Source organism: Paenibacillus sp. NAIST15-1 (assembly GCF_001894745.1).
Classification (GTDB): Bacteria; Bacillota; Bacilli; order Paenibacillales; family Paenibacillaceae; genus Paenibacillus_B; species Paenibacillus_B suaedae.
This window is the reverse complement of the sequence record NZ_BBYF01000010.1, coordinates 195,366-221,963: the sequence shown is the minus strand read 5'-3', so window position 1 is coordinate 221,963 and position 26,598 is coordinate 195,366. Positions and strand designations below refer to the sequence as shown.

Sequence of the window (26,598 nt, the reverse complement as noted above, 5' to 3'; positions counted from 1 at the left end):
ATTAGTTATCGTAAAGTCATTAATTTCGGGTCAAATGATTACAGACGCATCACGGCAGAAAGGGAAGTCTGCTAGCCGTTCTTCTGTTCCGGTATCCGCCAATATTTGACGGAATCGCCGCATCTGCTCTTCTTCCGGCACACCTTTCGTACGCAAGATCTCGCTCAACCAGGTCAACGTCTGCCTCATCTGATCTTCAGTCGGCTCCATACCATTCTTCTCCAAATCGGCTTGCAGCCGTTCGATTTGTTCATAAGGAAATTCGACACCGAGACGGTACTGTTCATTGTCGAAATTTCGATTGCGGGTCGCTACCGCAACAGCCAAGCTGCGGGTGACGATTGTCGGCGTATGCGGGTTGCGAACCATCTGCAAACGTTCCTTGATTACTAAGCGATCTTCCTTCTGTCCAAAGGACATCGTGGTAATCCCCATACCCGAATCGATTAGATCCGACAGCACTGCTTTCGGCCCCATCTCGATCACTAACCTGACGCCTTGTGCTTTCATAAATGCAAGCGTTTCTGACCATCGCACAGGCTCCGTCAATTGAAGTGTCAAATGATCTACGATATGCTGCGGTACCTCATAAGGGAGTGCGGTTACGTTAGCGACTACCGGAATGCGAAAATTACCGAATGTTTGATTGGCTAACTCCTCTTTCAGTTGAGGCGCCACATCCGCCATAAGCGGACTATGAAATGGCGGCGTCATCAGGATGGGCGTAATTTGTCCGTTCAGAACAGCCAATTCGTCTTCCGCGCGAGCGACCGCCTTTTCGTGCCCGGAGATAACGAACTGATTCGAACCGTTTATGCAGGCCAGCGCAAGTGCTTCCTCGGAAGCGGCCTGTCGCCGACAGGCAGTCTGTACATCCTCCAGCTTTACGCCATTGATGACAGACATCATGCCGTTCTTTACCTGCGCGGCCAACAGACTGCGCTTATGCACCAGTTTTACGGCATCCCCAAATGCAATGGCCCCGCTGCAGGTCAGGGCCGAATATTCGCCAAGGCTATGCCCGGCCAAATAAGCAGGCTGTTGTCCTATTTCCTGCATATAAACGCGGAACGCGGCGACGCTTACGGTCAATATTGCGGGGAGCATGTTTTCCGGCCGATTCAGCTCCCGCAGGCTTCCTTCAAAGCAAATTTTTTGAAGATCGTATCCTAACGCTTCATTGGCTTCGGCGAATGTCATCTTCGCTGCTTGGGATTCACGATACAACTCCCTTCCCATTCCGATATATTGCGAGCCTTGGCCTGGGAAAATAAACGCGATTTTCTCCACAAGATCACTCCCTATTCCACCACTTGCACGGTTACGTAATCAGGAAACTTACCGAGCTGTGAAAAATTGTTTTCCAAAATCACACCGCCGTCGCCAAAAGAGGCAACTTCCTGGAATCCGGCAAATTTGAACGTAATATACATCATCCTGTTTCTGTCATTGGAGATAAACTCAGCCTGAAAACGGGCTCCCGCTTGCTTGGCCGATTGTAAAAGATGCTGCAGCATGATCGAACCGACGCCACGCGACATAACGCGGCAAGACATCAGCAGCAGCTTAAGTCTCCAGACTTCTTCATCAAGCTCAACCAAGGAGAGGCCGATCGTACCGTAAGTGCCGTAAATATCTTCAAGGCTTGCAACTAACAGCTTGTGGCGATTGGATCGGGACAGGGCTTCCAACTCGTTGAACGAGTAAGTATAGCCGGTCGTGTTTAGCTGATTGGTACGAAGCGTCAATTCCTCCGCCCGCTGCAAATCCTCGCTGCGAGCTGGGGAGATTCTCATGACCATGCCTAGAGTCGCGAGAAACTCTTCTTGGGGACCTTCGAACTCCTTTTCGGCCGTATTTCTCTTGTAGTCACTCATATACATCAGCCGTCGGTTCTGGGATTCCTCCGTCACAAAATCCGGCATCAGCTCCGGCAATTCCAGCAGCGTATCCAATTGATTGGCATCGAGACAAAGAACGTCAGAATATGTGAAAGCGACCTCTTCGCGTTCAAATGGTTGATCGTCGATAAAAGCGAACGTGTCGAAACCTATGTTCAGCGATTCCTGTATGACGCTGATCGAAGAGGATTTTGAATTCCAATTGATTTGTGGAAAAAGAAAATATTCGCTTAGCCCGAGTTCCTTCAGCTTTCCAATGGCCGCCGCATAATCATTTTTGCTGGCGACCGACTGAAGGATGCCTCTCCGATCCAACTCCTTGATGACCTCCGCAGCCCGATCCTTCAGTCTGACATTGGAATCCTCGAGAAGCACGCCTTCCCAAAGGGTATTGTCCAAATCCCATACCAAACATTTAATTTTCCGATTCCCCCGTTGTGCGTTTTGTTTTGCTGCCACAGCTTCCATCTGAATGAATCCTCCTTACGATTTTCAAGCTAAGAAAAAAATTAAATTATTCCGCTAAGGGCATTTTCGATTCGATCAAACGCATAATGGCATTAATACTTTGAAAATTCGCCATGTCGAGCTCGCTATTCTCCAAGGTAACGCCGAGCTCGCTCTCCACAAACATTACCAATTGCATTGCGAACAAGGAGTTGACGATTCCGAGCTCAAACATGTCCTCGTCATCCCGCAGCTCATGCTTTCTGGAAAACCTCGAAATGTATTTCTTTAATTTGGATTTTTGCTCTTCCATTGAAATCTCTCTCCTTTGTTTAAGGAACTTCTACCATCATTTGATGATCACTGTGCTGCATCTGCTTGCCGCGTTCAAGCTTGATCAACGTATCGGCAACGTGGAAGTACCGGTCATCATGCGTTATAGCGATAATGCATTTTCCCTGAGCCTTTAGTTCGGGCAAAATTTCATGATAGAAATGGCGGCGATACTCCGGATCTTGGTCGGCCGCCCACTCATCAAACAAGCAAATCGGCTTGTCTTCCAAATAAGTAAGCAGCAGCGCCAACCGTTTCTTCTGGCCAGTTGACAGCGAAGTGGTCGAAAAACAACCGTCCCGCACCGTTACCTTGTCTTCCAGTTGAAGGCGATGAAGCAGAGAAGCAATCTGGTCTTCCTTGTCCGAACAATCAATCCCGTACAACCGTTCAAACAAATAGTAATCGCTGAAAATAGCCGAGAAACAGCTTCCCAGCTCTTCAGGAGCCAAGGCTTCACCATTGATGGCAATGTGGCCGGAGACCGGCTTGTACAAGCCGGTAATCAGCTTGGCCAGCGTCGTTTTACCGCTGCCATTCCCCCCCGTTATGAAAGTAATCGTTCCCGAACGACACGTAAGATCGAAAGGGCCTGCCGTAAACGGAGCGTCCCCGCTTTCTGTGTAGCCGTAGCATATTTCGCTAGCTACAAGCTCTACGTTTGCATCTGAGGCCAAATGCACCTTCACCGCTCTGTGTTCGCTCTGAAGCAGAGCAACTTCAGAAGAGAGCTCCTGAATGCGGTTCCATGAAATACGAACCTGTAAAAACATCGGGTAGGCGTTCAATATTCCGTTAACGGGGCCTGCCATGTACAGAAACACAAATACGTAGATTTGAACTGTCGTAGTAAGCAAATTCGGGAAAAATAATGGAAAAAGGAACGCTACCGTTCCAATTACGACCGTGAATAACAGCTCTCCTGCTATATTGACATTTGCGAACCGTACATCGCCTTCCGTCCTTTTTATCCGGTAAGTATTCGAGCTTTCCTTTACATGAACCTCAAACTCATTTTTTTTGGACTGGCTGAGCCGAAGCTCCTTAAAGCCTTTTAGCATATCGTTGATTAAGCGAAAGAACACGGTTTGGATTTCGCGTGTTTCCTCCCAAAGCTTCTCCGCTTTGCTTCCCAAAAAAAAGTACAATCCAGCCATTGTAACTATGACTCCGATGGAGAGAAATAGAGCGTAAAGACTGAGCATTCCGAGATAGATAAAGCAGCAGATGAGCGTTACTAGGGAGATTGTGCCCGCAACCATCACGTTAATGGAACGGCTTACCGTTTCCGTATCGTTGTTCAGCACGGCATGCAAGCGCCCATCTTCCATTCGCTCTAGCTTCTCGTACGGCGTCTTCAGTATTTTGCCGATCAATTCCGTACGCTTGTCATAGACCAAATTGTTCGTCAGGATAACCAGCTTGGTGCTGATGTATCGCTGACCGTAAACGTACATTAGGATACCTAACGCAAAATAGAAGAGAAGCCCGTTCGTCAAGTTGTCGTTTCGCCCAAAGGACTGGTTAACGACGAAGATAATGAACGCATTGCCGAATCCGCTGACCATGCCGAGCATAAGCAGCGATACGTATGGTTTTTCCCTCTTTATAGCGAACAGTTGCGTCAAGAGATGATAGAAAGTATAAATGACTCCGAACGCGGCGGCGGCGATGATTGCCGGTACCAGCGTGTACGGAGCCCAAACAATGAGCGCGCTCCACGGTAGCTTATCAAAAAGAATCCTCGGCAATAAATACAAACCGACCAGATACAATGTCAAAAAAAATAATGCAGCGGTCAACCTAGCCGCTTTCCAGCCGCTCACTCCAGTCCAGCGCCGCTTTCCTTTGCCGATTTCCATCATGCAGCGTCCAATAAAGAACAGAAGGGCCAGCAGCACAAGACCAAATACGACTAAAACTACGGAAGCTATCTTGTCCACCTTGCTGAAAGTGTCTGGCATAGGGGCGACTGGGGTTCGCCCGTGCATAATCGACATGACGCCACGGGCAATCACCTCGGTATGGTCGGAGTTCATATTTGCCATGACCGCAACGCCTAGTTGGCCATCGTTGCGCATTACAATATAAGATGAGAAGTTCGGATTGCTCCCGCCATGCGCTATTTCACCGCCGCCTGATTGATAGATCGACCAGCCAGCAGCGTAGGAAGATCCGTCAACATTTGGAGATACGGTGTTGTCGATTTCATGCGATAATTGGATCAGATTAGCGTCGATCCCTGGTGCTTTGACAGCTCCTAGTTGGATTGACATCCATTTGGCAATGTCTGTCGGAGTTGAGTTCACGTAACCGGCCGGTATATTGCCGCGATATCTCGGGGCTTGATAAGCGTGAGGACGCAGAAACCCAAGCTTATACCCTGTTGCAAGCCCGTTTTGTACCGCATCCCCGTAGTGCATAAAGGTGCTGCCGAGCCCAAGCGGCCGAATAATACGATCCTGCATGAAATCCTCAAATGGCATACCTGCTACTTCCTGTATAATCAAACCGAGAATATCGTAATTAATCGTTGAGTATATGAAATACTCGCCTGGTTGAAGCCTTTTGTCATGCCAAAGCTCTTTTCCTACAAGCATGCGAACAGTTTGCTCCAACGCGTCGTCCGCATTCGATGCCGGTATATGGCCGATCGTATCAGGCGGAATAGCCGATGTATGGTGCAATAGTTGCTCGATGGTAATATTAACTCGCTTTCCGTCATCATTCATATAAAACCAAGGCAAATAGTTGCTTACCGGATCGGTCAGCTTGATTAGGCCCTGTTTCTCCAATTGAAGAACGGCTAAGCCTGTAAACGCTTTCGAATTCGATCCCATTTCAAATACAGTGTTAGCCGTAACGGGTAGCTTTTTCTTTACATCGCTGTAGCCCAAAAATTGTTCGTATACAATCTTTTCTCCCTGTACAACAACGACTGCCATGCCGGGGATTTTGGCATTTTCCTGCATTTCATTAATGTAATGATCGAGCTGTTCTTTTCGATCCGCCGGCTGGGCGACCGCAGAAAAAAGGGGCGTGAGCAAACAGCTCAACATCATCATTGCCGCAACGCCCAGAACGAGCTTTTGCTGGATATTCATTAGATAATGCCCTCCTTATGCGAACAAACTGTCCAGTTCATCCTTATTTAGACTTGTCGTTTCAAAATCGGAAGGCGTAAAATCGATATCCGTTTTATCACTGCAATGACGGACAAGCCGTTGAAGTTGCTCAATATAGTAATGAGCGAAGTGTTCAACGGTTGACCGCTGAAAATCTTTCGAACTGTATGTAACCGACACCTTCAGTTGCTTGTTCTGAATGTAGAGCACCAGATCCAGCAGCACGGCAAATGTATTTTCGGCAGCCTGCTCTTCGCCGGTAACATAATCAGCTAGTTCAAAAATCGTACTCTGCATCTGGTTGTCGATTTCACCAAGATAATTGAAGCGTATCGTTCGCGCCGCAAGTGGTGGAAGCTTCCGGGCTAGTGTCAGCGCGCCGTAACCGATTCCCTGATTGGGTATAGCGTGGAGTTGCTCTTTAATAGTTTTAAGCTTCTCGCCAATGTCTGCATCGGGCAAATCCAACCGTGCCGGATATATCGAAGTAAACCAGCCGACGGTACGTGATACGTCTATACCGTCAACGATCGGTTCGCGGCCGTGCGCTTCCATCTCTATCGTAAATTGCCGTTTCCCGTTCATTGCATTGCAGGTTAGTGCCAATGCAGTTACAAGAAGATCGAGCGGCTGAGTATTGTACGCTCGGTTCGCATTTTTCAGCAATCTCGCTGTATCTTCACTGCTCAATTCCGTATATAGCGTTTTAGTATCACCGATCGTACTCACACCGCTCTCGTAATCAGTCTTCAGCGGTAGTTCAACCGTTTCAATAATAGTCTGCCAATAAAACAATTCGCCTTCGGCCTTACCGTGGCTATAGGCGGCCACCGCTTCGGCCCACACTTGATAGGAATCTGTCCAGCCAAGCGGCGGAATCTGCTGGTCGGCTAGCCTAGCTTGCAGCATCCGTTCCAGGTCATCCAGCAGAATGCGCCAAGAAACTGCGTCAACGATCAAATGGTGGGCCGTCAAAAAGAGCAAGTCCGTTCCTCTGCCGTTCTGAAACAACGTAGCTTTGAACAACGGTCCATCGCTCATATGGATACTTTGCTTACAAGCAAGCGAACGCTTGTATATGACGTTTTCTAACTCGTCCTCCCTGAAATCGTCAAGTGTCACTACTTCCAAGTTGATTTCATAATCAGGAAATTCCCCAAAATAACGAAGTAGTCCTGTTGATTTGTCCAGCTTTAGCCGCAGTGAATCGTGATGATAAGCAATATCCTTTAAGGCAAGACTGATTTGTTCGGGAGATGCTCTACGCTTTACCGACAGCAAAACTGACTGATTATAATGATGTGGATTAACAAGAGCTTGTGAAAAAAACCATTCTGTTATAGGGGTCGGTCGAACATCGCCTTCGGCAGCTATTCTTATCTCTTTGGAACTGTTGCGCTGCTCGATTACAGTCAAAAGTTCACCGATGACTGGGAACGACAAAATGTCTTTAACCTGCAAGCTAAGTCCTGCTTCGTTCAGCTTCACCATTACTTGGATTGCCTTGATAGAATCGCCGCCCAGCCGGTAAAAATTATCTTGCAAAGAAACATGATCGGATTGCAGCACAGCGCTCATAACCTTCAGCAAAATTTCCTGGCGTTCGTTCGGCGCCGATTGATCCGTAAGCTGCAACGCCGCCTCAGGATCAGGAAGCGCTTTGCGATCCACCTTTCCGTTGAGGGTCATGGGAAGTACGTCTAAAAACACGATATATTGCGGAACCATATAAGCAGGTACCCAATCCAGTAGCGTTTTTCTCACGGTAAAAGCAGACATGTCTCTCCTATTCGCCACAAGGTAGGCCGCCAACGCAGTGGTTCCTTCTGCGTCAGTACGAGCGATTACAACAGCTTCACGAATTCCTTCAATTCTCATTAGATAATTCTCGACTTCTCCTAGTTCGATCCGATATCCGTTAAACTTGATCTGGGAGTCGCTTCGGCCTACATATTCGATGCTGCCATCAGGCCGTCGCATCGCCAGATCGTCCGTTTTATACATCGTACCCACGCCTGCAAATACGTTCTCTACAAACTGCTTCCCCGTCAGCTCTGGACGCCGCAAGTAGCCTGCCGCCACCCCGTCACCAGCAATATAAATCTCGCCGATTACTTCTTCCGGTACCGGCTGCAGTTGTTCATTCAACAAATAGATTTGCGTATTAGCAATCGGGTGGCCAATCGGGACGAACCCTTGGCGATCTGATTCCGGATCGAAACGATGGATGATACAGCCGACAACGGTCTCCGTAGGGCCATATTCGTTGATTATAGTTGCGCGACCGGCGAAACTGCGGTGGATGTCGGCCGCAACCGCTGACTTCAAATTCTCTCCGCCTACAATCAGCATTCGGATCGAAGACTGGGAGTTGTCACGGTGTTTAATCAGCGCCAAGTGAGCCGGTGTCAATTTAAGAACCGTCGCGATGTTATCGCCGATGATGCGTTCGAGAATAAACTCCTCTTCTGTTGCGGGATATATCGCAACGGTATTCCCGTTGATGAGCGGCGGGAAAATAGATGTAATCGTCAAGTCGAACGCAAGCGAAGAATATAAAGCCGTGACATCTCCCTCTTCTAAATAGTACGTTTTACGGGCCCACCAAGTATAGTTCGTAAGCCCCTGATGCTTGATCACGACACCTTTGGGATTGCCAGTAGAACCGGAAGTATAAATGACATATGCAGGGTCATTCGGCGAAATCGCGACAGTATACGGTTCTAGCGCCGCCTGCATCCTTTCAAGCACTCGCATATCCAACCACATCTGCTTGCCGGAATAACCCGAGTCTTCCAACCCATCAACATTGCACAACAGCATGTCCGCCTGACTGTCCTCCAACAGATAACGAATCCTCTGCCCTGGATAGGCGATATCGAGCGGCAAGTATGCAGCACCCGTTTTGAGAACGGCTACAATCGCTATCAGCGTTTCAAATGAATGATTCAAAAGCAACGCCACAACGTTTCCCTTTCCAATTCCTTCACCGGCCAGCCTGTGAGCCAGCCTATCGGCAAAATCGACCAGCTCCGCGTAAGTCAACGATCGGTTTTCCCATACTGCTGCGATCTTCTCGGGCGTTTCAACCGCTTGTTCGGCGATCAGTTGGTGAACAGGTTTATCCTTAGGATAGCACTCCTCCGTCGCATTCCACTTATGCACCAGCATGCTACGTTCCTGCACAGACATCAATTGCAGTTCGCCAATGGTGATTTCTTCCTTCGGATTGACCACTTGCTTGGCGAGCACCGTCAATCTCATAAAAAGCTTTTCCACGGCTTCATCCGTATAATCGCCCGTCTGGTAATCGAACCTTATTTCTAATTTTCCAGTTTCAGTCCATTCTTTTATCACGACCTGCAAAGAATAATGCTGCTGCCCGCAGTAAAGCTCTTCATTCTCCACCTCGCTGCCTTCCCACTCTCCGACCAGCTTAGTGTTGTAATAATTGACGCATATTTGAAAGAGTTGATCATAGCCTTTTTTTCGCAATTCTAATTCTTGAACGAGCAAATTGTAGGGAAACCTCTGATGGTAATAGCTCTCCATCAGCTCCTTATTCACACGGCCGATAAATCCGGATACCAGTTCCCCGCTCTCTACGGTTGTGCGGAATGGAAGCGTACTCGTAAACATGCCCATGATCCGCTTTTCCTTAGCACCCGAACGATTCAAGACCGGGGTACCGATGATAAGATCCCTTTGCTGCGTGATCTTATGTTGATAGAGCAGCACCAATGAGAGAAAAAAAGTGTTCAGCGAGCAGCGGTTCTTTTGAATATACTGCTTGATCGCATAAGAGAGGGATTCATCCAGCCAGAACGTTTTACGCTTGCCGCTCAGCTCGTTCGAGCTTCTCTGTAGAAAGCTTTCGGGAATCGTCCGAAACTTTTCCAGCCAATATCGTTTATTTTTCTCAAAGCGCGCCGAAGATAAGTAGCTTTGTTCTTGAACAACGTATTCCGCATATCCGCTCTCGATTTCTGGCTCGACAATCTCCCCCTTGTGAAGTTTCGTATAAAACTGATTAATTTGCTTAGTCATGATTTGAATGCTCCAACCGTCGGTCACAAGATGGTGGAATTTAACGAAGTACCCGTTAAGTTGCTCGTTAGCTTTAAAAATCGCAAACTGGAACAAGGGCTGCTCCAATAATTCAAAGGGCTTGCCAAACTCCGTTTCCGCCCACTCCGATACTGCCACTTTCGGATCTTCGCATCCAGAAAAGTCCAACATTTGCAACTGCCGTCTTCTATATTCCTCAAAATACTGAAGAACGTCGCCATCTCGTTCTGTGATTTGAATACGCACACCTCCATGACTTTCAACGAACAAATGGATAGCTTCCTCCAACAGCGCAACATCACAATTCCCTTTAATCCATACAAGACCGCCAATATTATGGATCGGACGTGTCGGGTAAATTTTTTCGATATACCATATTCGTTTCTGGGGGTGTGTTAACGGATATAACATCTTCTTTTCGCTTGCCAATTCTACTCTCGCCCCTCTCTTTTACCACTCTTACAAATAAAAAAACTTACACTCAAAAGTGTAAGTTTTTCTTGGACGGCAGTAGCGCCCTCCCCTTATACTGGAATAAATTCTGCGTTCATTATAAAAGATATGGGAATTGATATTTGGTATTCTAAGCAGTATTCTTCCATGCTCCATCCAAAATTCGATACAATCTTCCTCAAAGAAATTTGAGATTAGTATGGGACATAGTCTGGGGTTACTGGCATCGTCTGAGTGTATAATAATTGACGTTTAAACAAGGCGTCTTGTATGATCCCTATATAAAAAACGCTTTTTTAACATACTACTTTACATTTTGCAAACCTCGTATGTAATCTACAATTTCATCAATCGTGCGCAGTTTTTCTGGATCAAGATACTCGTCTGGAAACTCTATTCCAAACTCTTCTTCGATATTCACAACTAGACGTATGAATGTTAATGAATTAATTCCATTTGAAACCAAGTTATTTTCCAAGTAATTGTTAGACGGCACCTCCAAAAGTTCATTAATCATCTTTTCTATCTTTTCTCTTATTTCCATCATTAGATCTCCTCTACCTTTGTTCTTTCTTTCATTATTTTTCGTTACTATTGAAGGTTTTATCAATTCTATTCCAATATCGATCGTTTTTGTTCCTCCAAGAATGTCTATTTCAAGCTTGGCCCGATTCTTGCGTTTATCTATTTTAATAATTTTACTATCCATTCCCTTCAACGGCCCCGACAAGACAATTGTTTTTTTTCTTCTTACGAGTACTTTCGTAAATTCTAGCGTTTCATTATCATTCAAAATCCTTAAAACACGTTCCATTTCACTATTAGGAATGAATTGAAATGTGTATGCATGATCCGATGAAATCTGCAAATCTTTCTTATTGGTATAATTCAACAACCGAACTACATTAGGCATCGCTTTAATTTTATAATATAGGCTAGTATCTAATTTTGTTCGAATAAATACGTATCCAGGAAACATAGGTTTTATTCTACTATAAAAAGAACCGTTTTTCTTTTCAGGAACCTGTCTTTTCGGTACGCAACATCTAATATCATATATGCCTAATTCCTTTTGGATTAACCATTTAACTAAATCCTCTTTCCCAGAAAACACAAAGAGTACATACCAATTCATATTCCGTATCCGCCTTTACAATATGGGAATGACTCCTCAACGGGATAATGAGATCATACTTGCTTGCACACTTCTAAAAAGATATGGTGAATTATCACCCTAGATTCATTTGCCACAAATGAATAGAGAACCCTAAAAAGGCATAGCTTCGCCCATTCATGCAAATAAGATTCTGCACTACTGTCAGTATTATGTGGAAAATAAATCATTTAACGTGCCGAAACAACGATTAAATTATTTATTTGTTATCTATGGGAATGTAAGCAGTTACTAAAAAAACGATACGCTGTTGCTTCATGTCTCCTGAAGCCATCTGTTATATAAAAGACTTATATTTAGCAGGATGAGGATAACTGATAAAAATTGTTGACACATTTAGTTATCGGTATCCCCGTACGATAGAATAATGGTCGCTTTTATCATCCATGACTAAGTGGCGTGGAATCATAAAGCATTTATCTTATATTTTCAAAAAATGAGCTATACTGAAAATATTAGAAACGTCGTTTTTGAGTAGAAGAATTCTTTTTTTGTGAAGACATGATGATACAAAACTTTAACATGTTTACGAGAATATTATGATGGCATAGTTGAGGTAGTTGTCCCGTAAAGTAACTGAGATTGCTTGTAACAATATGAAATTCGTAACACATTAAAGAGAAGTTTTTATGCAGGGTAATATTACCAATACAATATATCATAAATCTTACTTTTTTATTAGTCAATATCAAAATCCCGAAGATAGATTCAGACAGAGAGCGTAAAAATACTGAGAAATTCTTAGTATCACAGCTATAACTATCGCTTTCCTACACATTGTCAAGTTGGCTTCGATCAAGCTCTTACTAAACTCTAATCGATTTTCAGCACGAAAGATTAATTCAATCTTCTACAGGGGGATATTTTTGTTTTAGTTACACAAATCTTCCAGTTGAACAGTACACGTTCAACGTGGCGGGCGCGGCAACACATTCCAAATTATCTTATACATTTTGCCTTTATTTAGATAATTCCGCGCCCTTCAAACGACCATTCGAACAAAAGGGGTTATCTGCCATCTTTCTTTTCTTCCATTATATTAGTACTAGCAAGGAATCATGAGCCTTCCCAGAAATCAATGCTCACTTCAGGTTCGCACTTGTTCCGGTGAATCAGATAGAATACCACTACTAGTTCCTTACTTATCACAATACATAAATCGTTTGGAGCTGTTCACCAGCAGCTTCGTAAAATGCGCAGCATGATCAGCGGCGACATCCAGATTATCATCGAAGCTGTTCGCCGTGACATCGCCTTGTCCGGCAATGTCGGATACAGCCTTGACGGATAATACCGGAATTCCGTATTGCGCTGCTGACTGTACAATCGCCAGCACTTCCATATCGGATACCTTCACGAGGGGGAATGTGGATCTAATCCCCTCTACCCGCTCACCCTCGCTCATGAACGAATCGAGCGTCAACACCAATCCAAAATCAAGAGCGTATGGAAGCTCTGCTGATGCCGCAGTTTGCCGCGCCACTTTCAGCCAATCCGCATCCGTCTCGTACTTGGCCGGCATTTGCGGAACCTGACCAGGCTCATAGCCGAAGCAGGTAGCATCAACATCCCCGTAAATAAACTGCGTAGCGATGATGACGTCGCCAACGTCCAATCCTGCGCCAAATGCACCCGACGATCCGGAATTGATGATGACATCCGGCTTATACCGCTCAATTACAAGCGTCGCTGCCACTGCTGCATTGACCTTACCAATCCCGCTCTCCACTAGAATCAAGGATTGACCTTGGTACACCGCTTCTTCGATAATAACTTTACCTACCTGTGTTCTTGCTGTAATTTGTGACTGGCTTCGAAAAGGAGCCATTTCTTCTTCCATCGCTGTTATAATCGCAATCCGCATGAAGCCAGCCTCACTATTCTTTCAGATAGGAGATCGGTTTCTCAACAGGAACTTTTGTGCCTCCGAACTCTTTCTCAATGTATTTTTGCGTATCTTCGTTGTGGTACAGCTCGCCTAATTTCAAAATGCCTGGATCGTTCTGCTTATCAGAGGTCGTCACGAGCACGTTGATATTATGCTTGGTATCCACAGAGATCTCCTCATGGAACAACGAATCCTTCAATACGTTCAATCCGCCTTCCATCGCAACCGTATTCCCGATCAATACCAAATCCACATCTTGTATGACCCGCGGGCCTGTCGTATCGTCAATTAGCTTGAATTTCAGATGCTTCGAGTTTTCTACAACATCACTTTCTGAACCTGTTCCAAGGTCGAACCCATCTTTCAACTTGATGAGCCCTGCTGCCTGCAGCAAACTTAATCCTCTTGCCGTGTTGGCTGGGTTATCCGCCAGAGCAACAAGAGCGCCGTCTGGAACATCCTTAATATCCTTGATCTTCTGCGAATAGATTCCCATCGGCTCTAGATAGGTTGTCGCTACTGCTGCAAGATCAGCTTTACTGTCTTTATTGTAGCTGACCAAGTACGCCCAAGATTGAAATGCGTTGACGTCCACTTCCCCGTCTTTGGTTGCGTTATTCAGCTCTACGCCGCCATTGATCTCCTTGACTTCGATATCGAGCTTGGCGTCCTTCGCCGCCTGAGATTGCGCGATATGCTTCCAAATCTGAGCGTCCGATCCCTGAGAACCGATTACGATTTTCCCAGCATCGCCTGATGATTTGCCTCCACAGCCGGCCAGCACCAGTGTCAAAGCCAACCCAACCGCTAATCCGCCCCATACTCTCTTTTTAGTCATACGATTTACTCCCCCCTATATGTAAATAAAGATAAGAGCTTTCTTGCTTAATGCATCGTCATCCCGCCTGTTACATTAATCGCCTGGCCGGTCATATACGAAGACAACGGACTTGCCAGGAACAGCACGACATTGGCCACATCCTGAACTTCAGCGGTTCTTCCGAGTGGAACCTGGGAACAATCCTCCGCATAGATTTCCTCTGCGCTAATACCGCGGATGACTCCACCTTCAATCCGCTCCCGATGCTTCATCGGTGTCTCCACAATTCCCGGACATACCGCATTCACGAGAATGTTATGCCGCGCCAGCTCGATCGCCATCACCTTCGTCAAGCCAAGAACAGCATGCTTGGATGCGCAATACCCGCCCATAGCCCGGTAGCCGTTCTTGCCTGCTTGAGAAGCAATTTGAATGAATCTGCCCGGCTTCCCGGCATCGACCATTGCTTTGGCAAATATTTTGGAGACCAGGTACAGCCCCGTAGCGTTAATGGAGAAAACCTTCTCCCAGTCCTCCAGCTTGCTGTCAATCACATAATCCATTGTTGAAGCACCCGCACAGTTCACGACGATATCGGGAACCCCTGCATGCTCTACAACCAATCTGGACCAGCGATCAATATCCTCGGATTTGGTTAAGTCCAATTTCGTCTCGATGAGCTGACCGTTAACCTCTCGATAATCAGCTTCGTACGCCAGATCCGCAGAGATAACCGTAGCTCCACTTTGGAGCAGGATTTGTACGATACCCTGCCCTATGCCTGAATTTCCGCCTGTGACAATCGCTGTCTGATGCGATAGATTGAGCGTAATCATCGCGATTACAGCACTCTTTCAAACGGATCTCTGCTGATTCCCGCTTCCAGCACAATCTTCGCATATTCTTGCGCAGAGAAGAGAGAATGATCCTTGTAGTTGCCGCATTCCAGTGCGGATACAGCAGGAACCTCTGTTGTATCCAATACACGCTTCAGTGTTCTCTCCAAAGCCGAAGCAATCTCTTCCGGACTGTGCTCGTTCCACAGAATCAGATAGTATCCCGTTCTGCATCCCATCGGAGAAATATCGATAATCCCTTTAATCTCGTCTCTCATATACGTAGCAAGCAGATGCTCAAGCGTGTGAAGCGCTGCCGTTGGAATTGCGTCTTTATTTGGCTGCAAAAAGCGCAGATCGTATTTTTGTACGGTGCTGCCTTTCTCATCATGTTCAACTCCTGCTGCTCTTACATAAGGAGCCTTTACGATTGTGTGATCCAGTTGAAAGCTTTCTACTTTTGCCATTGTTCCTCAGTCCTTTGTCTGTAATTTGTATTCTATTTAATCCAGTACGCACCTAAGGAGCATACTGCATAAATCAAGTTCACTAATCCGCTGCTAATGCATCGTCTTCTTCGTAAAATAGTCGCCAATGAATTGGCACACAAACACCAGAATTAAGATCAAAATAGTAGCAACTATGGTGATATCATTTTGGAACCGATTATACCCCTTGCTAATTGCCAGACTGCCCAAACCACCCGAGCCAATCGCACCCGCCATCGTCGTCAGCCCGATCAGGTTAATGACCGTCACGGAAGAAGCACGGATAATCGCATTTAAACCTTCCTTCAAATAGACCCGAAATACGATCTCAATTGGCCCTGATCCCATGGACTGAGCGGCTTCCACAATTCCCGGATCTACCTCGACCAGCGCATTTTGAATTTGTCTCGCATAAAAAGGAACGATCCCGATAACTAACGGCACAATTGCTGCTTGCATGCCGATCGATGTCCCCGCAATAAGGCGGGTAAGCGGAACGACAACCGCGATAAGAATAATGAACGGAATAGAGCGAAATAGATTAATGACTTTGTCCAAGACACTGTAAACGAGCTTGTTTTCTAAAATCCCGCCCTTATCAACTACAATCAAGGTTACACCTAGCAAAAGGCCGAAAAGTACCGAGAATAAGGAGGTTACGACCACCATGTATATCGTTTCATAGATGCTGATCAGAATCTCTTCTCTTAAATTCCAAATGTTTGGGAAGTTATTCATTAAAAACTCACTCATACCGTTTCACCTACCTTAACGTTCTGCACAAGACGAGAATCAATCATTTCGACCGCAACTTGAATCGACTGCAAATATTCGAGTGCCGCTTCCAAATCGCTAGTTGATCCCGACATGACCACAATCAAATTGCCAATAGGCGTCTGCTGTAGAATCTCCACATTCGCATATAAGATGTTGGTCGTTACCCGATAACGAGCGGTAAGCGCTGAGATAATCGGCTCGCTTGTGCTATCGCCAATGTAGGATATCTTGCACAAAATATCGTTGTTCTTAAGCTGCACCAATGACGGATGCTGGGAGAGCTTCTCCAGCGTCTGTTCAATATGAGTAGCTGTATTAATAAAATCACGAGTTAACGCATTTTGCGGACGGCTAAAAATTGACACGATATCTCCCTGCTCAATAATCCGACCGTCTTCCATTACGGCAACCTTATTGCAAATTTCTTTGACCACTTGCATTTCATGCGTAATGAGCACGATCGTTAACCCTAAGGTTTGGTTCAATTTCTTTAATAATTCCAATATGGATAGTGTGGTTTTAGGGTCTAAGGCACTCGTCGCTTCATCGCATAATAGGATTTCCGGATCATTCGCCAGCGCTCTAGCAATCGCCACCCTCTGCTTCTGTCCCCCTGACAATTGAGAGGGATATGCGTCCAATTTATCTGACAAGCCTACTAATTCGAGCAAATCCTTCACCTTCTGCGAGCGTTCACGCTTCGAAAGCTTGGAGCTCTTTAAGGGATAATCTACATTGTCATAGATCGTTCTGGAATTCATCAGGTTGAAGTGCTGAAAGATCATCCCGATCTTCCTCCTAGCTGCCCGCAGTTCCTTGGGGCTCAGAGCCAGCAAGTCCTGACCGTTCACCTCTACACTCCCTGATGCAGGCCGCTGCAGCAAGTTAATGACACGCACCAAGGTACTCTTCCCCGCTCCGCTGTATCCAACAATGCCGTATACGTCACTTGCGTTCACATGCAGACTGACATCCTGTACAGCAGTAACCGATTGAGAGCCCGTGTCAAACGTTACCCTAATATTCGATAATGAGATCATGATGTCCAACCCTTCCTGGTCGTTCTATGTACTACCGAATTACCGAAATTTTATTTCCGTAATTATACACCAGAATAGTCGGAATTACTATATGTAAGTATCATCATACCTTCAACTATATTTTTTCGCTGCTTGTTGAGGTCGGTCTTCCAATTTCGTCTCTTTTACTTGTCATATTCCAAAATGAAAGCGATATAAATATGTATCAATAAAACTTGCACTTATTCGATTATAAAGGGGATGTATTGATGTCCAACGTTTCGTATCCGCTTTCAAAGAAATGGATTCGGTGCACACTGCTGCTGACACTCAGCTCAACGCTGCTTCTCACCTCACTCGGATTCACTACTGCCTCTGCCTCGGCTGCTGACGTTACTTCCATTTCAGGCAAAGCAGATATTGTGTACTTACAGGACAGCAGCTTGTCCGTTGGCGACAGCCGCATTCTGACCAGACAACAGATTGAATCACAGTGGGATGGAATCGATCCCGACTATACCGCAGACAAGGCGGTTGAGGCCGTCCGGTCCGCACTCCCCGAGAAGGAATACGAAGCGTTATTTCCGATGCGCCTTGGTTCGAAGGAATGGCATGCCTTCAACAAAGATAAGAAAGACTATAATCCCAATCAGACCGACTACTACTCCTATCAAAATCTCATCAATGCCGTCAGCCTTGTCGCCAATGTGAAATACAAGGTTTCGTATCGGGAAGGCAATTATTCAGCTCAAGAAATTTATCGTTTAGAGAAAAAGGGAAAAACCGAAACGCTCATTGTACGCTCCGATGACTTCAATACACCAGAGAACAAGACCAAGCGCATCATCACGCAAATCGTCGATTACGGCGCCTTCTTGAATGAAGGATTGGAGAAGGATCGCAAGCGCGATCTCGCGGCGCTGCTTGCCAATTTGTCTCATGAGACTGGCGGAGGTTGGGACACCGCTCCGGGAGGCATGCTGCGCTGGGGGCTCTATTGGAATGAGAACATTGCAGGCAGAACAGGACAGAATAAATCGGACTTCGTAGACCCTGCCAGCAGCAAGGAATATCCGGGTGTTCCAGGCAAGCGCTATTACGGACGGGGCCCGATCATGCTGAGCTGGAATTTCAATTACGGGTTAATGAGTGCCATTATATACGGAGATAAACATGTGCTTCTTCAAAATCCGGAATGGATTGCGGCCGACGGCAAGCTAGGATTTGCAACCGCTATCTTATTCTGGATGACGCCGCAAGCGCCAAAGCCTTCCGCCCATGATGTTATGATTGGCAGATGGAAGCCCGCTGGAGAGGAAAAAGAAAAAGGATTAGGTCCCGCAGGATTCGGGGTTAGCATCATGGTACTCAATGGACTGGAAGCTAATCTGGATGAATCGAACGGCGCCATCAAGCGCCGCATCGGCCACTACTTGGACATCACAAGCAAAATGGGTGTGGATGTTACTGGTGAGAAGCTCAACACGCTTGGCATGCAGCCTTTTTGAGCATACGGGGAAGCAAGCTAATAGCCAACCAACTTACCAACAACAAGATTGAGGGGCATTCACATTCAGGCATATAATCATTCAAACATCCAATCAATTCAATCAATTCAATCATTTAATCAACATCTAAGTTACCAAGAAACACCATACAGATCAGAAACTATCAGCTACCATGTAAAGCATGAACAGCCTCCCCTATTGCTAGGAGAAGGCTGTTGTCATGTTCAGCTTCTTTGCTTACTTTTGCAATACCAAAGGAATGATTCGATACAGCACTAGCGCGGCTTCGGCACGGCTCGTTGTTTTTTTCGGCAGAAGCTGCTGATTGGCTCCTACGATCAATTTCAGCTTCACAAGTGCTGCTGCACTTCGCAGTGCATAATCTGCAATTTGCTCACGATCCGTAAATGTATTCAATGCATCTTCATTTTCCGACTCATTAATGACTTTCATTTGGCGCAGCGCACGCTCGATGATGGTCATCCACTGCTCCCGCGTCACTTTTGCCTCAGGCTGGAACTCCTTATCCGTAACTCCCTGAATAAGCCCAGCTTTTTTGGCTATCGCGATGTCATAGTAGTAAGAAGCAGATGGATTGACGTCTGCGAAATTCGAATCCGCTTCCGCAGTGAGGCCGAGCATGCGAACGAGCATGACGACGAGCTCAGCGCGTGTTATCGCTTGTTCTGGCACAAATCGATAGAGCGATACGCCATCCAGCACACCGCGTGAGGTAAGTGCTTCAATAGCCTCTTTCGCCCAAACATGCTTCTGCAAATCCGTGAACTTTACTTCTTTGTACACAACTTTGTAGTTCTCATCGACGTAACCAAGGAACTTCATTTTGAGCGCTGAAGGGTCATAGGCGCTAAATACAACCGGCATGGTGCTTCCATCCTCATTCACCCGCACAACAGATAAATAGTGTGGATGTTGCATCTGTTCGGTTGTCGGCACATACGTCAGCTCCATGAGCTTCGGCGCTTCTTGCTCTCTGTTAGGCTGTGGCTTCTTGGGTTCTTTCGTTTGCGGCGGGACTGTTGTAGATGTACTGGAACTGCTGCTTCCTCCACCTGATCCATTGTCTGTTCCGTTTCCAGATCCCTGATCCGCCTTCACCGTAACCATGGCCTCTGCCTTCATGGATGCCCCCTCTACTGTTCCCTTCACGATAAAGCTGCCTGCTTTGCTATAAAGACTAGCATCAATCTGATCCCACGCCACTGACACTGGCATTGTCGATAAATCCGAATACGTAGCCGTTACGACAGAAGGCATGGCTGGTGGTGTTCCGACTTCCGTATCCACAGCTATTGGCGATAGACTTGTAATATATGGTGTCTGTACAGGTGACTCCTTGACATGAACCGTCGCGATCGCTTGAAGATCCGTACCCGCAACCGATCCCGTCACCGTAAATATTCCCGCCTTTGCATACTGTTCAGCCCCAATCGCATCCCACACGACGGAAATATACGCTACTGTAAGATCCGAGTACGTCGCAGTTACGACTGTCGGCAGCACCAGGGGCGTTCCGACTTCCGTCTCTACGATCACTGGTGATAGACTCGTAATATATGGCGTCTGTATAGGTGACTCCGTAACATTGACCATGGCGACAGCTTGGAGATTCGTCCCCGCAACCTTCCCCATTACCGTAAATGTTCCCGCCTTCGCATACTGTTCAGCCTCAATCGCATCCCACACGACGGAAATCTTCTCTACCGTCATATCCGAATACGTCGCTGTCACGACTGTCGGCAGCACTGGAGCCTTCCCAACTTCCGTATTCACAACTACCGTAGCAACACTGATTATTTGAGGTTCTCCAGCTATAACGACTGGGATCGCTGCCGTCTCAGCTGTTACGCCATCATAATTTCGAGTCACTTGCAAAATAAGATAAACGATCTGATCCGCAGCTGGACGAACAATCCTACCATCCGGTTTAATAACCGTCTCATTGTCCGACGATTTGATCGAAACTGTGAAGCCCTGCGGTACAGAAGGAAGCGTTACGTACTTGTCGTTCTTCCCAGGTAGTTGGATGGACGTAATCCAGTCTGCAATCGAATTTGGAGTGATGGATTTCACAATAATCGATCCCATATCAGGAGCATATTCCGTCGGATTATATAAGGTAATGGTGTTCATGCCTTTTTTCAGCACAACCTGAATGGTTTTGAGCTGTGCTTTATTCCAATCCGTCCCCGTCAACAATACTTCGATCCCTTGTTCCTCATTCGCCCGCACGAACACCGAACGAGGCACGGCAGTTGCATACTCTAGCTGCAATTCATACAGGCCATCCCCAGGCACGTTGACTTGTTGAAAGGTAACGGTGTTGTTGTTTCCAACAGGCCCGCCGACAAATCCAACCACACTCCCGGTCATAAACGCGCCATTGCTTCGCAGTACCGCATTTCCTGTCAATACGGCATTCTTTGCATCATACACGTCGTTAATATTCACAACGCTTCCTGGCGGCACGATAACAGGGATTGCAGCCGTATGGGTACTTACACCGTCAGCCTTCCGCTTCACTTGGAAAATAAGAAGAACTTCTTCCTCTTGGCTCGTTGGCGATATGTGGCCGGTGTGGTCAATTACATCCGGACGCTTCGATTCAAGCAGCTCAATCTCATAACCCTCCGGTACCTGTGGCAGCGTTAAACGAGTCATATTCTTCGCAGGCGCTGGAACTGATTTCAATCCCGCAGCGATTGTCTGTATCGGATCCAATGGTTCCTGATTCGCTGGCGTAATGGAAACCGCTGACCCCGGAGCTATCGATAAAGTGACGGTGTCCCCAGCAGTCGGCAGCCCTCGCTCAATCAATCTCGGCAGTCCCATTCCAATCTCGAATACGTCAACCGCCTGCACGCCCGCCCATCCAGCAGGCAGCTTCCAGCTTCTATCCTTGTAGCCATCCTGGCTGAATGCGATAATCTCGGGTTTATCCTTGCGCCATAAGGCGGGTACGAACATATCCGTACCGTCTGCAATCGTCACATCGCCGTGCTTCACGACGCGCTTCCCACTCTGCTTAGAACTCGTCACTCCATCTGAAAATTGCACGGTGCTCGTTGGTTCATTATAAGAGAGACGTTCGAATTGATTGAGATACTGCCAGAGCAGCGTAGTTGCACTGAATTCCTGCAAAAATCCCGTCAGCCTCACCTTGTCTTTTTTGACAATTTCTTCGCCATGCATGCTCGTGCCGAACAGCTCATTTCCGCCTTTTCCACCGACCGCAAGTGCTGCTGGCAGCTTCATCTGACTGTCGATCGAACGCCAATCCGCCCACCATGCCATCGGCTGCAGACCGAATAACGGGTCACCGCGGTAGCCATGGAAATACTCGCTCGTAACGTCCATTCCTTTATCACGCCAGTAACGCATGATCTTTTTCTGAGTTTCACTTTCCTGGCGATACGTTGTCTTATGATATGGATCTGCATTACCAACGGAAGGAGCCCACTCTACTGGACTCGTTACAAATGCATCGATATGAATCGTCTTCCCTCGAAGCAGCTGAGGGATCTTGGCAAGCAAGTCATCGATATTGCGCTGGAATACCCCTGCTTCCCAAGCACGTGTCAGATTGATTTTGTAGCTCTGTCCGCTTACCCAATGGCCTCCCTTAATAAGCTCCCCGTTCTCTTCCTTGCGAATGAGATCCTTGTTGATGAATTCCTCCCATTGCGGGCTGTCTTGATAGGCGTCCGTCATATTGATGTGGAAGCTGATCGTCGTATTGTACTTCTCCGCCTCATCCATGAACCATTTCAGGCTGTCCAGTGCAGTAGCATCACCTGGTCGCTTCAGCTTCGGATTGACGACATTCCAATCTGGATATTTCGAATCGTGGCCATCATGCTGCCAGCCAACCAAATAGATGATTTTCGGCATGCTGCGCGTCATGTGATCCATCTTCTTGATCGCTTCCAGCGCTTCATCCAGCGTTAATTCTATTTTCCCGTTGTCTCCCAAATAGAGCTTCATCGTTAAAGTGCCCGTGTAATCCCGCAAAAATGGCCGCGCAGGCTCAGGCTTGATCGTCAGCTTCAATGTATCTGTCAAGCGAATACCGTCTCTTACTACTTCCACGCCGATCTGGACTTCACCAACATCCTGCGTACCTGCTCTTGCTAGACCATCATCCCCAATGGTGAACATGTCGATAGGAGCGCTGTATGCAATTGTGGTCTTTGCATCATGCCGCAAGTCAATCTCACTGCCATCCTTCAACCTCCCCGTCACCTGCAGCTGCGTTACACCGTCCAAAGGCACTGCCATATCTTCGGCGGACAGCTTAACCGATACAAGTGGATTGTCATTATCAGCTGTCCCTTGGGCTTGAATCATACCGCCGCCGGAAGTGAACAAGCCGAGCATCATTGCAAGAACAAGCGCTAATGAAGTGATCCTTGCACCCGATTTCTTCCTGAACATGATTAACCCCCTTCGCATTCCTAATTGTTATAGTGTCGTCCTTGTTTGCCTTGATCTTGTAGCCTCTTCCTTGTTTCCTACCTTGACCATACCTCCTTTCTTTGCTGTTGCTGCTACCCTTTAATCGCCCCGTCTACCATCCCTTTCACGAAATATTTTTGCAGAAACAAATACACGACCGTGAGCGGCAGCATCCCAATAAAGCAACCCGCAGCGACCCAGCTAATGTTGCTGTGGAACTGCGAGACGAAGCCCGACAGGGCAACCGGAATCGTCATCATCTCTTTCTTCTGCAAGAAGAACACGGAGAATTGATAGTCATTCCACACCTGCACACCGATCAAAATGACCACTGTAGCCGTGATTGGCTTCAGCAAAGGGAAAATAATTCGCATAAAGATACCGTAACGGCTGCACCCATCAATCAGCCCCGCCTCGTCCATCTCTCGCGGAACCGTACTAATAAACCCGGTGAACAAAAATATCGTCATCGGCAGCGCAAAAGTGACTTGTGTCAGAATAATCGCCCAGTATGTATTGATTCCGCCTACGTCTACGATGAATTTGTACAAAGGTACGAGAATCGTCAATGCGGGGACAATTAAGCATGAGATGCATAGCGTGTATACGAATCGATTCCATTTGGTCTGATGGCGAGCCAGCGGATACGAAGCACATGCACCGATGAACACGACGAGAATAACCGCAGTAGCCGTGATCATCCCATTATTCAGGACAGCTCTTCCTAACTGAGCATCCTGCCATGCATGAATGAAATTATCCACTTGGAACTGCTGCGAAGGCATCCATTTGCTGCTCGTATCTTCTATTGGTTTGAAGGACAGATTGACTAAAATGTAAAAAGGGATGCTGTGAATCAGCACGATGAGTACTAGCGCTATATATTTGGCAATCTTCACACATCCACTTCCTTCCGACGAAGCAGTACAAGTGATGAAATACTGATGACCGCGATGATGATGAACATCAGATTCCCGAGCGCTGCCGCATATCCCGCATCCTGACGGGCGAAATACAGATTGTACATCATCGTGGACAAAGACTGCGTCGCATAGCCCGGTCCGCCGTTCGTCATTGCTACTATCACGTCAAACAGCTTCAAGCCCCCAATGAGATTAAGCACAATATTGATCGTAATTGCCGGCATAAGCAGCGGAAGCGTAATCCGCATGAATCGGCTCCACCAGCCAGCGCCATCGATATTGGCCGCTTCGTGATACTCTTTCGAAACAGACTGTAAGCCTGCCAAAAAAATAATCATCGCAATGCCCATATACTGATAGGTGTTAACTAGGACAATCATCCATACTGCACGTGAGCCGTTCGACAGCCAATCCACGGCCTCTCCGCCAAATAAACGAATCGCATCATTCAGCGCCCCGCCATCATACTGAAAGAAGAAATAGCTGATATAGCCCATAATTAACGGGCTGATAATAACGGGAAGATATACGATCATACGGATGATGCCCTTCCCTCTTAGCTTCTGATCCAAAAACAAGGCGTAAGCAAGACCCATCACATTTTGAAATACCGTACTTCCGAAGCCGTAAATAAACGTGTTCTGAATCGTCTGGACAATCTTCTTGTCCGACAGCATTAGCCGATATTTGTCGAAGCCTACCCATGCGTATTGCTGCGAATAGCCGTCCCAATTGGTGAAGGAGATTTTAACTCCCTGGATTAGAGGATAGAAAATGAACACGGCAAACAGCACTAGCGCCGGGACGTACATCAGATTGAGTATTCCAGCAGAATGAACCCATCTGACCATGAAGCCCGAACGCAGCTGCACTCGTTCTTCATGCGTGGCTTCCATCTTCGACGGACTTCTAGCCATATGCATCCTCCTAGATGTGAGAAATAGACCCGCAGCAAGACAGATGCAGCCGCGGGTCGATGAATTGCCTATCTGTTATTTAGCAGCACGTAATCTTTCATATTCCTTTTTCATATTTTCCGAGAATTCTCGAGGTATAATGCCGCCAGCCAGCAGATCCTGGCCGTTCTTGCACATGACGTCCCACATCCCGTTCGGCAAATACACTCTGTCAAAGTACGGGAACACGCGCAAATCTTTGAACTTCTCAAAGTCAGCAGTCAAGCTGCCCGCGTTGGTGGCTACTCCATCAAGTCCAGGAGGGAGTACATTTGCAGCGGCGACCAAGGCTATATTCTCCGGCTTGGCGTAATAGGCCACGAATTTACGAGCCGCCTCGCTGTTCGGGGAATCCTTCCACACGCCCCATGTCGTCTTCTCTCCACCTACAAGCGTTGGCGCATCGCCAGCTGCTACCGAATGAATCGGCATCAAGCCTGCTTTCAGATCAGGATTCAGCTTCTTTGCTTCTTCGATGAGGAACGGACCATATATCCCGAATGCAGCTTTTCCTTCTGCGAAGGCTTTAGCGGAATCGCTATATTTCGCAGTCAGCACATCCTTGTTCAAATATCCTTTCTCTTGCAAGGATAAGAACATTTGCGGCAGTGCGTCGAATCGGTTCCAATCGAAGGTTCCGTCGAGCAGTTGTGCTGCATCATTCTTCTCAGGGCTTATAAAGACGGACGTCGCATAGAAATCAAAAAATTGTCCGATCGGCCATGAATCCGCGCCTCCGATATGAATCGGCACGATTTCTCCATTGCTCTTCGTCTTGATTTCTTCCGCGGCCTTCATCAATTCATCCCATGTCATCGGAACCTGTATGCCATACTTCTCCAGCACTGCTGCATTGTACACAGGCCCGCCTTTATCTTGATCCATAGGGAGCACGAACACTTTCCCCTGATCGTCGGTTACAGCAGGTTTGATGGAGGCGTTAAGCTTGCTTGCCCACTCTTCGCCCTTCAGGTCAGCTAAATACGCGCCGTAACGAACCTTGGCCCATCCGTGAGTCGCAAATACATCAGGCAGCTCATTGGATGCCATTTTCATTTTCATAATGTTCTCATACTCCGCACCTGGAGCACTGAAATCCACTTTAATGTCTGGATTGTCTTTCATAAATTGATTGGCGATCTCCTGGAGCACCTTCGCTGACTCGCCAACCACGTTCGTCATAACCGTAAGATTGCCCCCGGTTCCTCCCTTGCTTCCTGCACTCTGACCGGGGTCGCTGCTAGATGCCTTTCCTCCAGCTGCATCCCCGCCCGTACTTCCTGTTCCGCATGCCGCAAGCAGACATGCTGCGATAACAAGCAGTGTGAGCATCTTGAACCAATTGTTCCGTTTCATCTGTATCCCCCTTGCCGACGATATGGTCGTTGATTCCGTTTTCTGTTTAG

17 protein-coding genes are annotated in these 26,598 nt (G+C 47.0%); 1 reads left to right on the top strand and 16 read right to left on the bottom strand.

Annotated elements, in window-relative coordinates:
* Positions 1-30: 30 nt before the first annotated feature.
* The 12 genes from fabD to PBN151_RS20420 all read right to left on the bottom strand — a co-directional run bounded on the left by fabD (position 31) and on the right by PBN151_RS20420 (position 17,350).
* The gene (fabD, locus tag PBN151_RS20475) at positions 31-1,290 is read right to left on the bottom strand and encodes an ACP S-malonyltransferase (protein WP_072730467.1); all 1,260 of its coding nucleotides are present in this window, start codon (positions 1,288-1,290) and stop codon (positions 31-33) included.
* 11 nt (positions 1,291-1,301) lie between these two features.
* Entirely contained in the window at positions 1,302-2,369 is a 1,068-nt protein-coding gene (locus PBN151_RS20470) for an HAD-IIIC family phosphatase (RefSeq protein ID WP_072730466.1), read from the bottom strand.
* Positions 2,370-2,415: 46 nt separating this feature from the next.
* Complete coding sequence (locus tag PBN151_RS20465) at positions 2,416-2,661, bottom strand: acyl carrier protein (RefSeq protein WP_072730465.1); 246 nt, start codon at positions 2,659-2,661, stop codon at positions 2,416-2,418.
* Positions 2,662-2,680: 19 nt separating this feature from the next.
* On the bottom strand, positions 2,681-5,785 hold the full coding sequence (locus tag PBN151_RS20460; RefSeq protein WP_083545244.1) for a cyclic peptide export ABC transporter: 3,105 nt from the start codon (positions 5,783-5,785) through the stop codon (positions 2,681-2,683).
* 15 nt (positions 5,786-5,800) lie between these two features.
* Positions 5,801-10,303: a non-ribosomal peptide synthetase gene (locus tag PBN151_RS20455; protein ID WP_083545243.1), complete on the bottom strand. Its 4,503-nt coding sequence runs from the start codon at positions 10,301-10,303 to the stop codon at positions 5,801-5,803.
* Between the two features lie 328 nt (positions 10,304-10,631).
* Positions 10,632-11,462: an antiterminator LoaP gene (gene loaP / locus PBN151_RS20450; protein ID WP_072730464.1), complete on the bottom strand. Its 831-nt coding sequence runs from the start codon at positions 11,460-11,462 to the stop codon at positions 10,632-10,634.
* A 1,177-nt stretch (positions 11,463-12,639) separates the two neighbouring features.
* Positions 12,640-13,365, bottom strand: coding sequence for a 5'-methylthioadenosine/S-adenosylhomocysteine nucleosidase (gene mtnN, locus PBN151_RS20445; protein WP_072730463.1), 726 nt, complete (start codon positions 13,363-13,365; stop codon positions 12,640-12,642).
* Positions 13,366-13,378: 13 nt separating this feature from the next.
* Positions 13,379-14,227, bottom strand: a complete 849-nt coding sequence (locus PBN151_RS20440; protein WP_072730462.1) for a MetQ/NlpA family ABC transporter substrate-binding protein — start codon at positions 14,225-14,227, stop codon at positions 13,379-13,381.
* 47 nt (positions 14,228-14,274) lie between these two features.
* Positions 14,275-15,045, bottom strand: coding sequence for an SDR family NAD(P)-dependent oxidoreductase (locus PBN151_RS20435; protein WP_072730461.1), 771 nt, complete (start codon positions 15,043-15,045; stop codon positions 14,275-14,277).
* Positions 15,046-15,050: 5 nt separating this feature from the next.
* Positions 15,051-15,512 carry an S-ribosylhomocysteine lyase gene (locus tag PBN151_RS20430; RefSeq protein ID WP_072730460.1) on the bottom strand — a complete coding sequence of 154 codons (462 nt, stop codon included), beginning with the start codon at positions 15,510-15,512 and terminating at the stop codon, positions 15,051-15,053.
* A 93-nt stretch (positions 15,513-15,605) separates the two neighbouring features.
* Positions 15,606-16,286: a methionine ABC transporter permease gene (locus PBN151_RS20425; RefSeq protein ID WP_021257788.1), complete on the bottom strand. Its 681-nt coding sequence runs from the start codon at positions 16,284-16,286 to the stop codon at positions 15,606-15,608.
* The gene (locus PBN151_RS20420) at positions 16,283-17,350 is read right to left on the bottom strand and encodes a methionine ABC transporter ATP-binding protein (protein ID WP_072730459.1); all 1,068 of its coding nucleotides are present in this window, start codon (positions 17,348-17,350) and stop codon (positions 16,283-16,285) included. The genes PBN151_RS20425 and PBN151_RS20420 overlap by 4 nt, the downstream gene beginning before the upstream one ends.
* Positions 17,351-17,598: 248 nt before the next feature.
* Between PBN151_RS20420 and PBN151_RS20415 the strand changes: the two genes are divergently transcribed.
* Positions 17,599-18,837 carry a chitinase gene (locus PBN151_RS20415; RefSeq protein ID WP_072730458.1) on the top strand — a complete coding sequence of 413 codons (1,239 nt, stop codon included), beginning with the start codon at positions 17,599-17,601 and terminating at the stop codon, positions 18,835-18,837.
* Between the two features lie 237 nt (positions 18,838-19,074).
* Here the strand turns inward: PBN151_RS20415 and PBN151_RS20410 are convergent, their stop codons facing one another.
* The 4 genes from PBN151_RS20410 to PBN151_RS20395 form a co-directional block, all read right to left on the bottom strand.
* Complete coding sequence (locus tag PBN151_RS20410; RefSeq protein ID WP_072730457.1) at positions 19,075-23,292, bottom strand: Ig-like domain-containing protein; 4,218 nt, start codon at positions 23,290-23,292, stop codon at positions 19,075-19,077.
* Positions 23,293-23,405: 113 nt separating this feature from the next.
* Positions 23,406-24,212 (bottom strand): carbohydrate ABC transporter permease, encoded by an 807-nt coding sequence (locus PBN151_RS20405; protein WP_072730456.1) that lies wholly within the window; start codon positions 24,210-24,212, stop codon positions 23,406-23,408.
* Positions 24,209-25,087, bottom strand: coding sequence for a carbohydrate ABC transporter permease (locus tag PBN151_RS20400; RefSeq protein ID WP_083545246.1), 879 nt, complete (start codon positions 25,085-25,087; stop codon positions 24,209-24,211). Before PBN151_RS20400 ends, PBN151_RS20405 begins: the two co-directional genes overlap by 4 nt.
* A 141-nt stretch (positions 25,088-25,228) precedes the next feature.
* Positions 25,229-26,548 (bottom strand): ABC transporter substrate-binding protein, encoded by a 1,320-nt coding sequence (locus PBN151_RS20395; RefSeq protein WP_175560761.1) that lies wholly within the window; start codon positions 26,546-26,548, stop codon positions 25,229-25,231.
* Between the last annotated feature and the right edge of the window lie 50 nt (positions 26,549-26,598).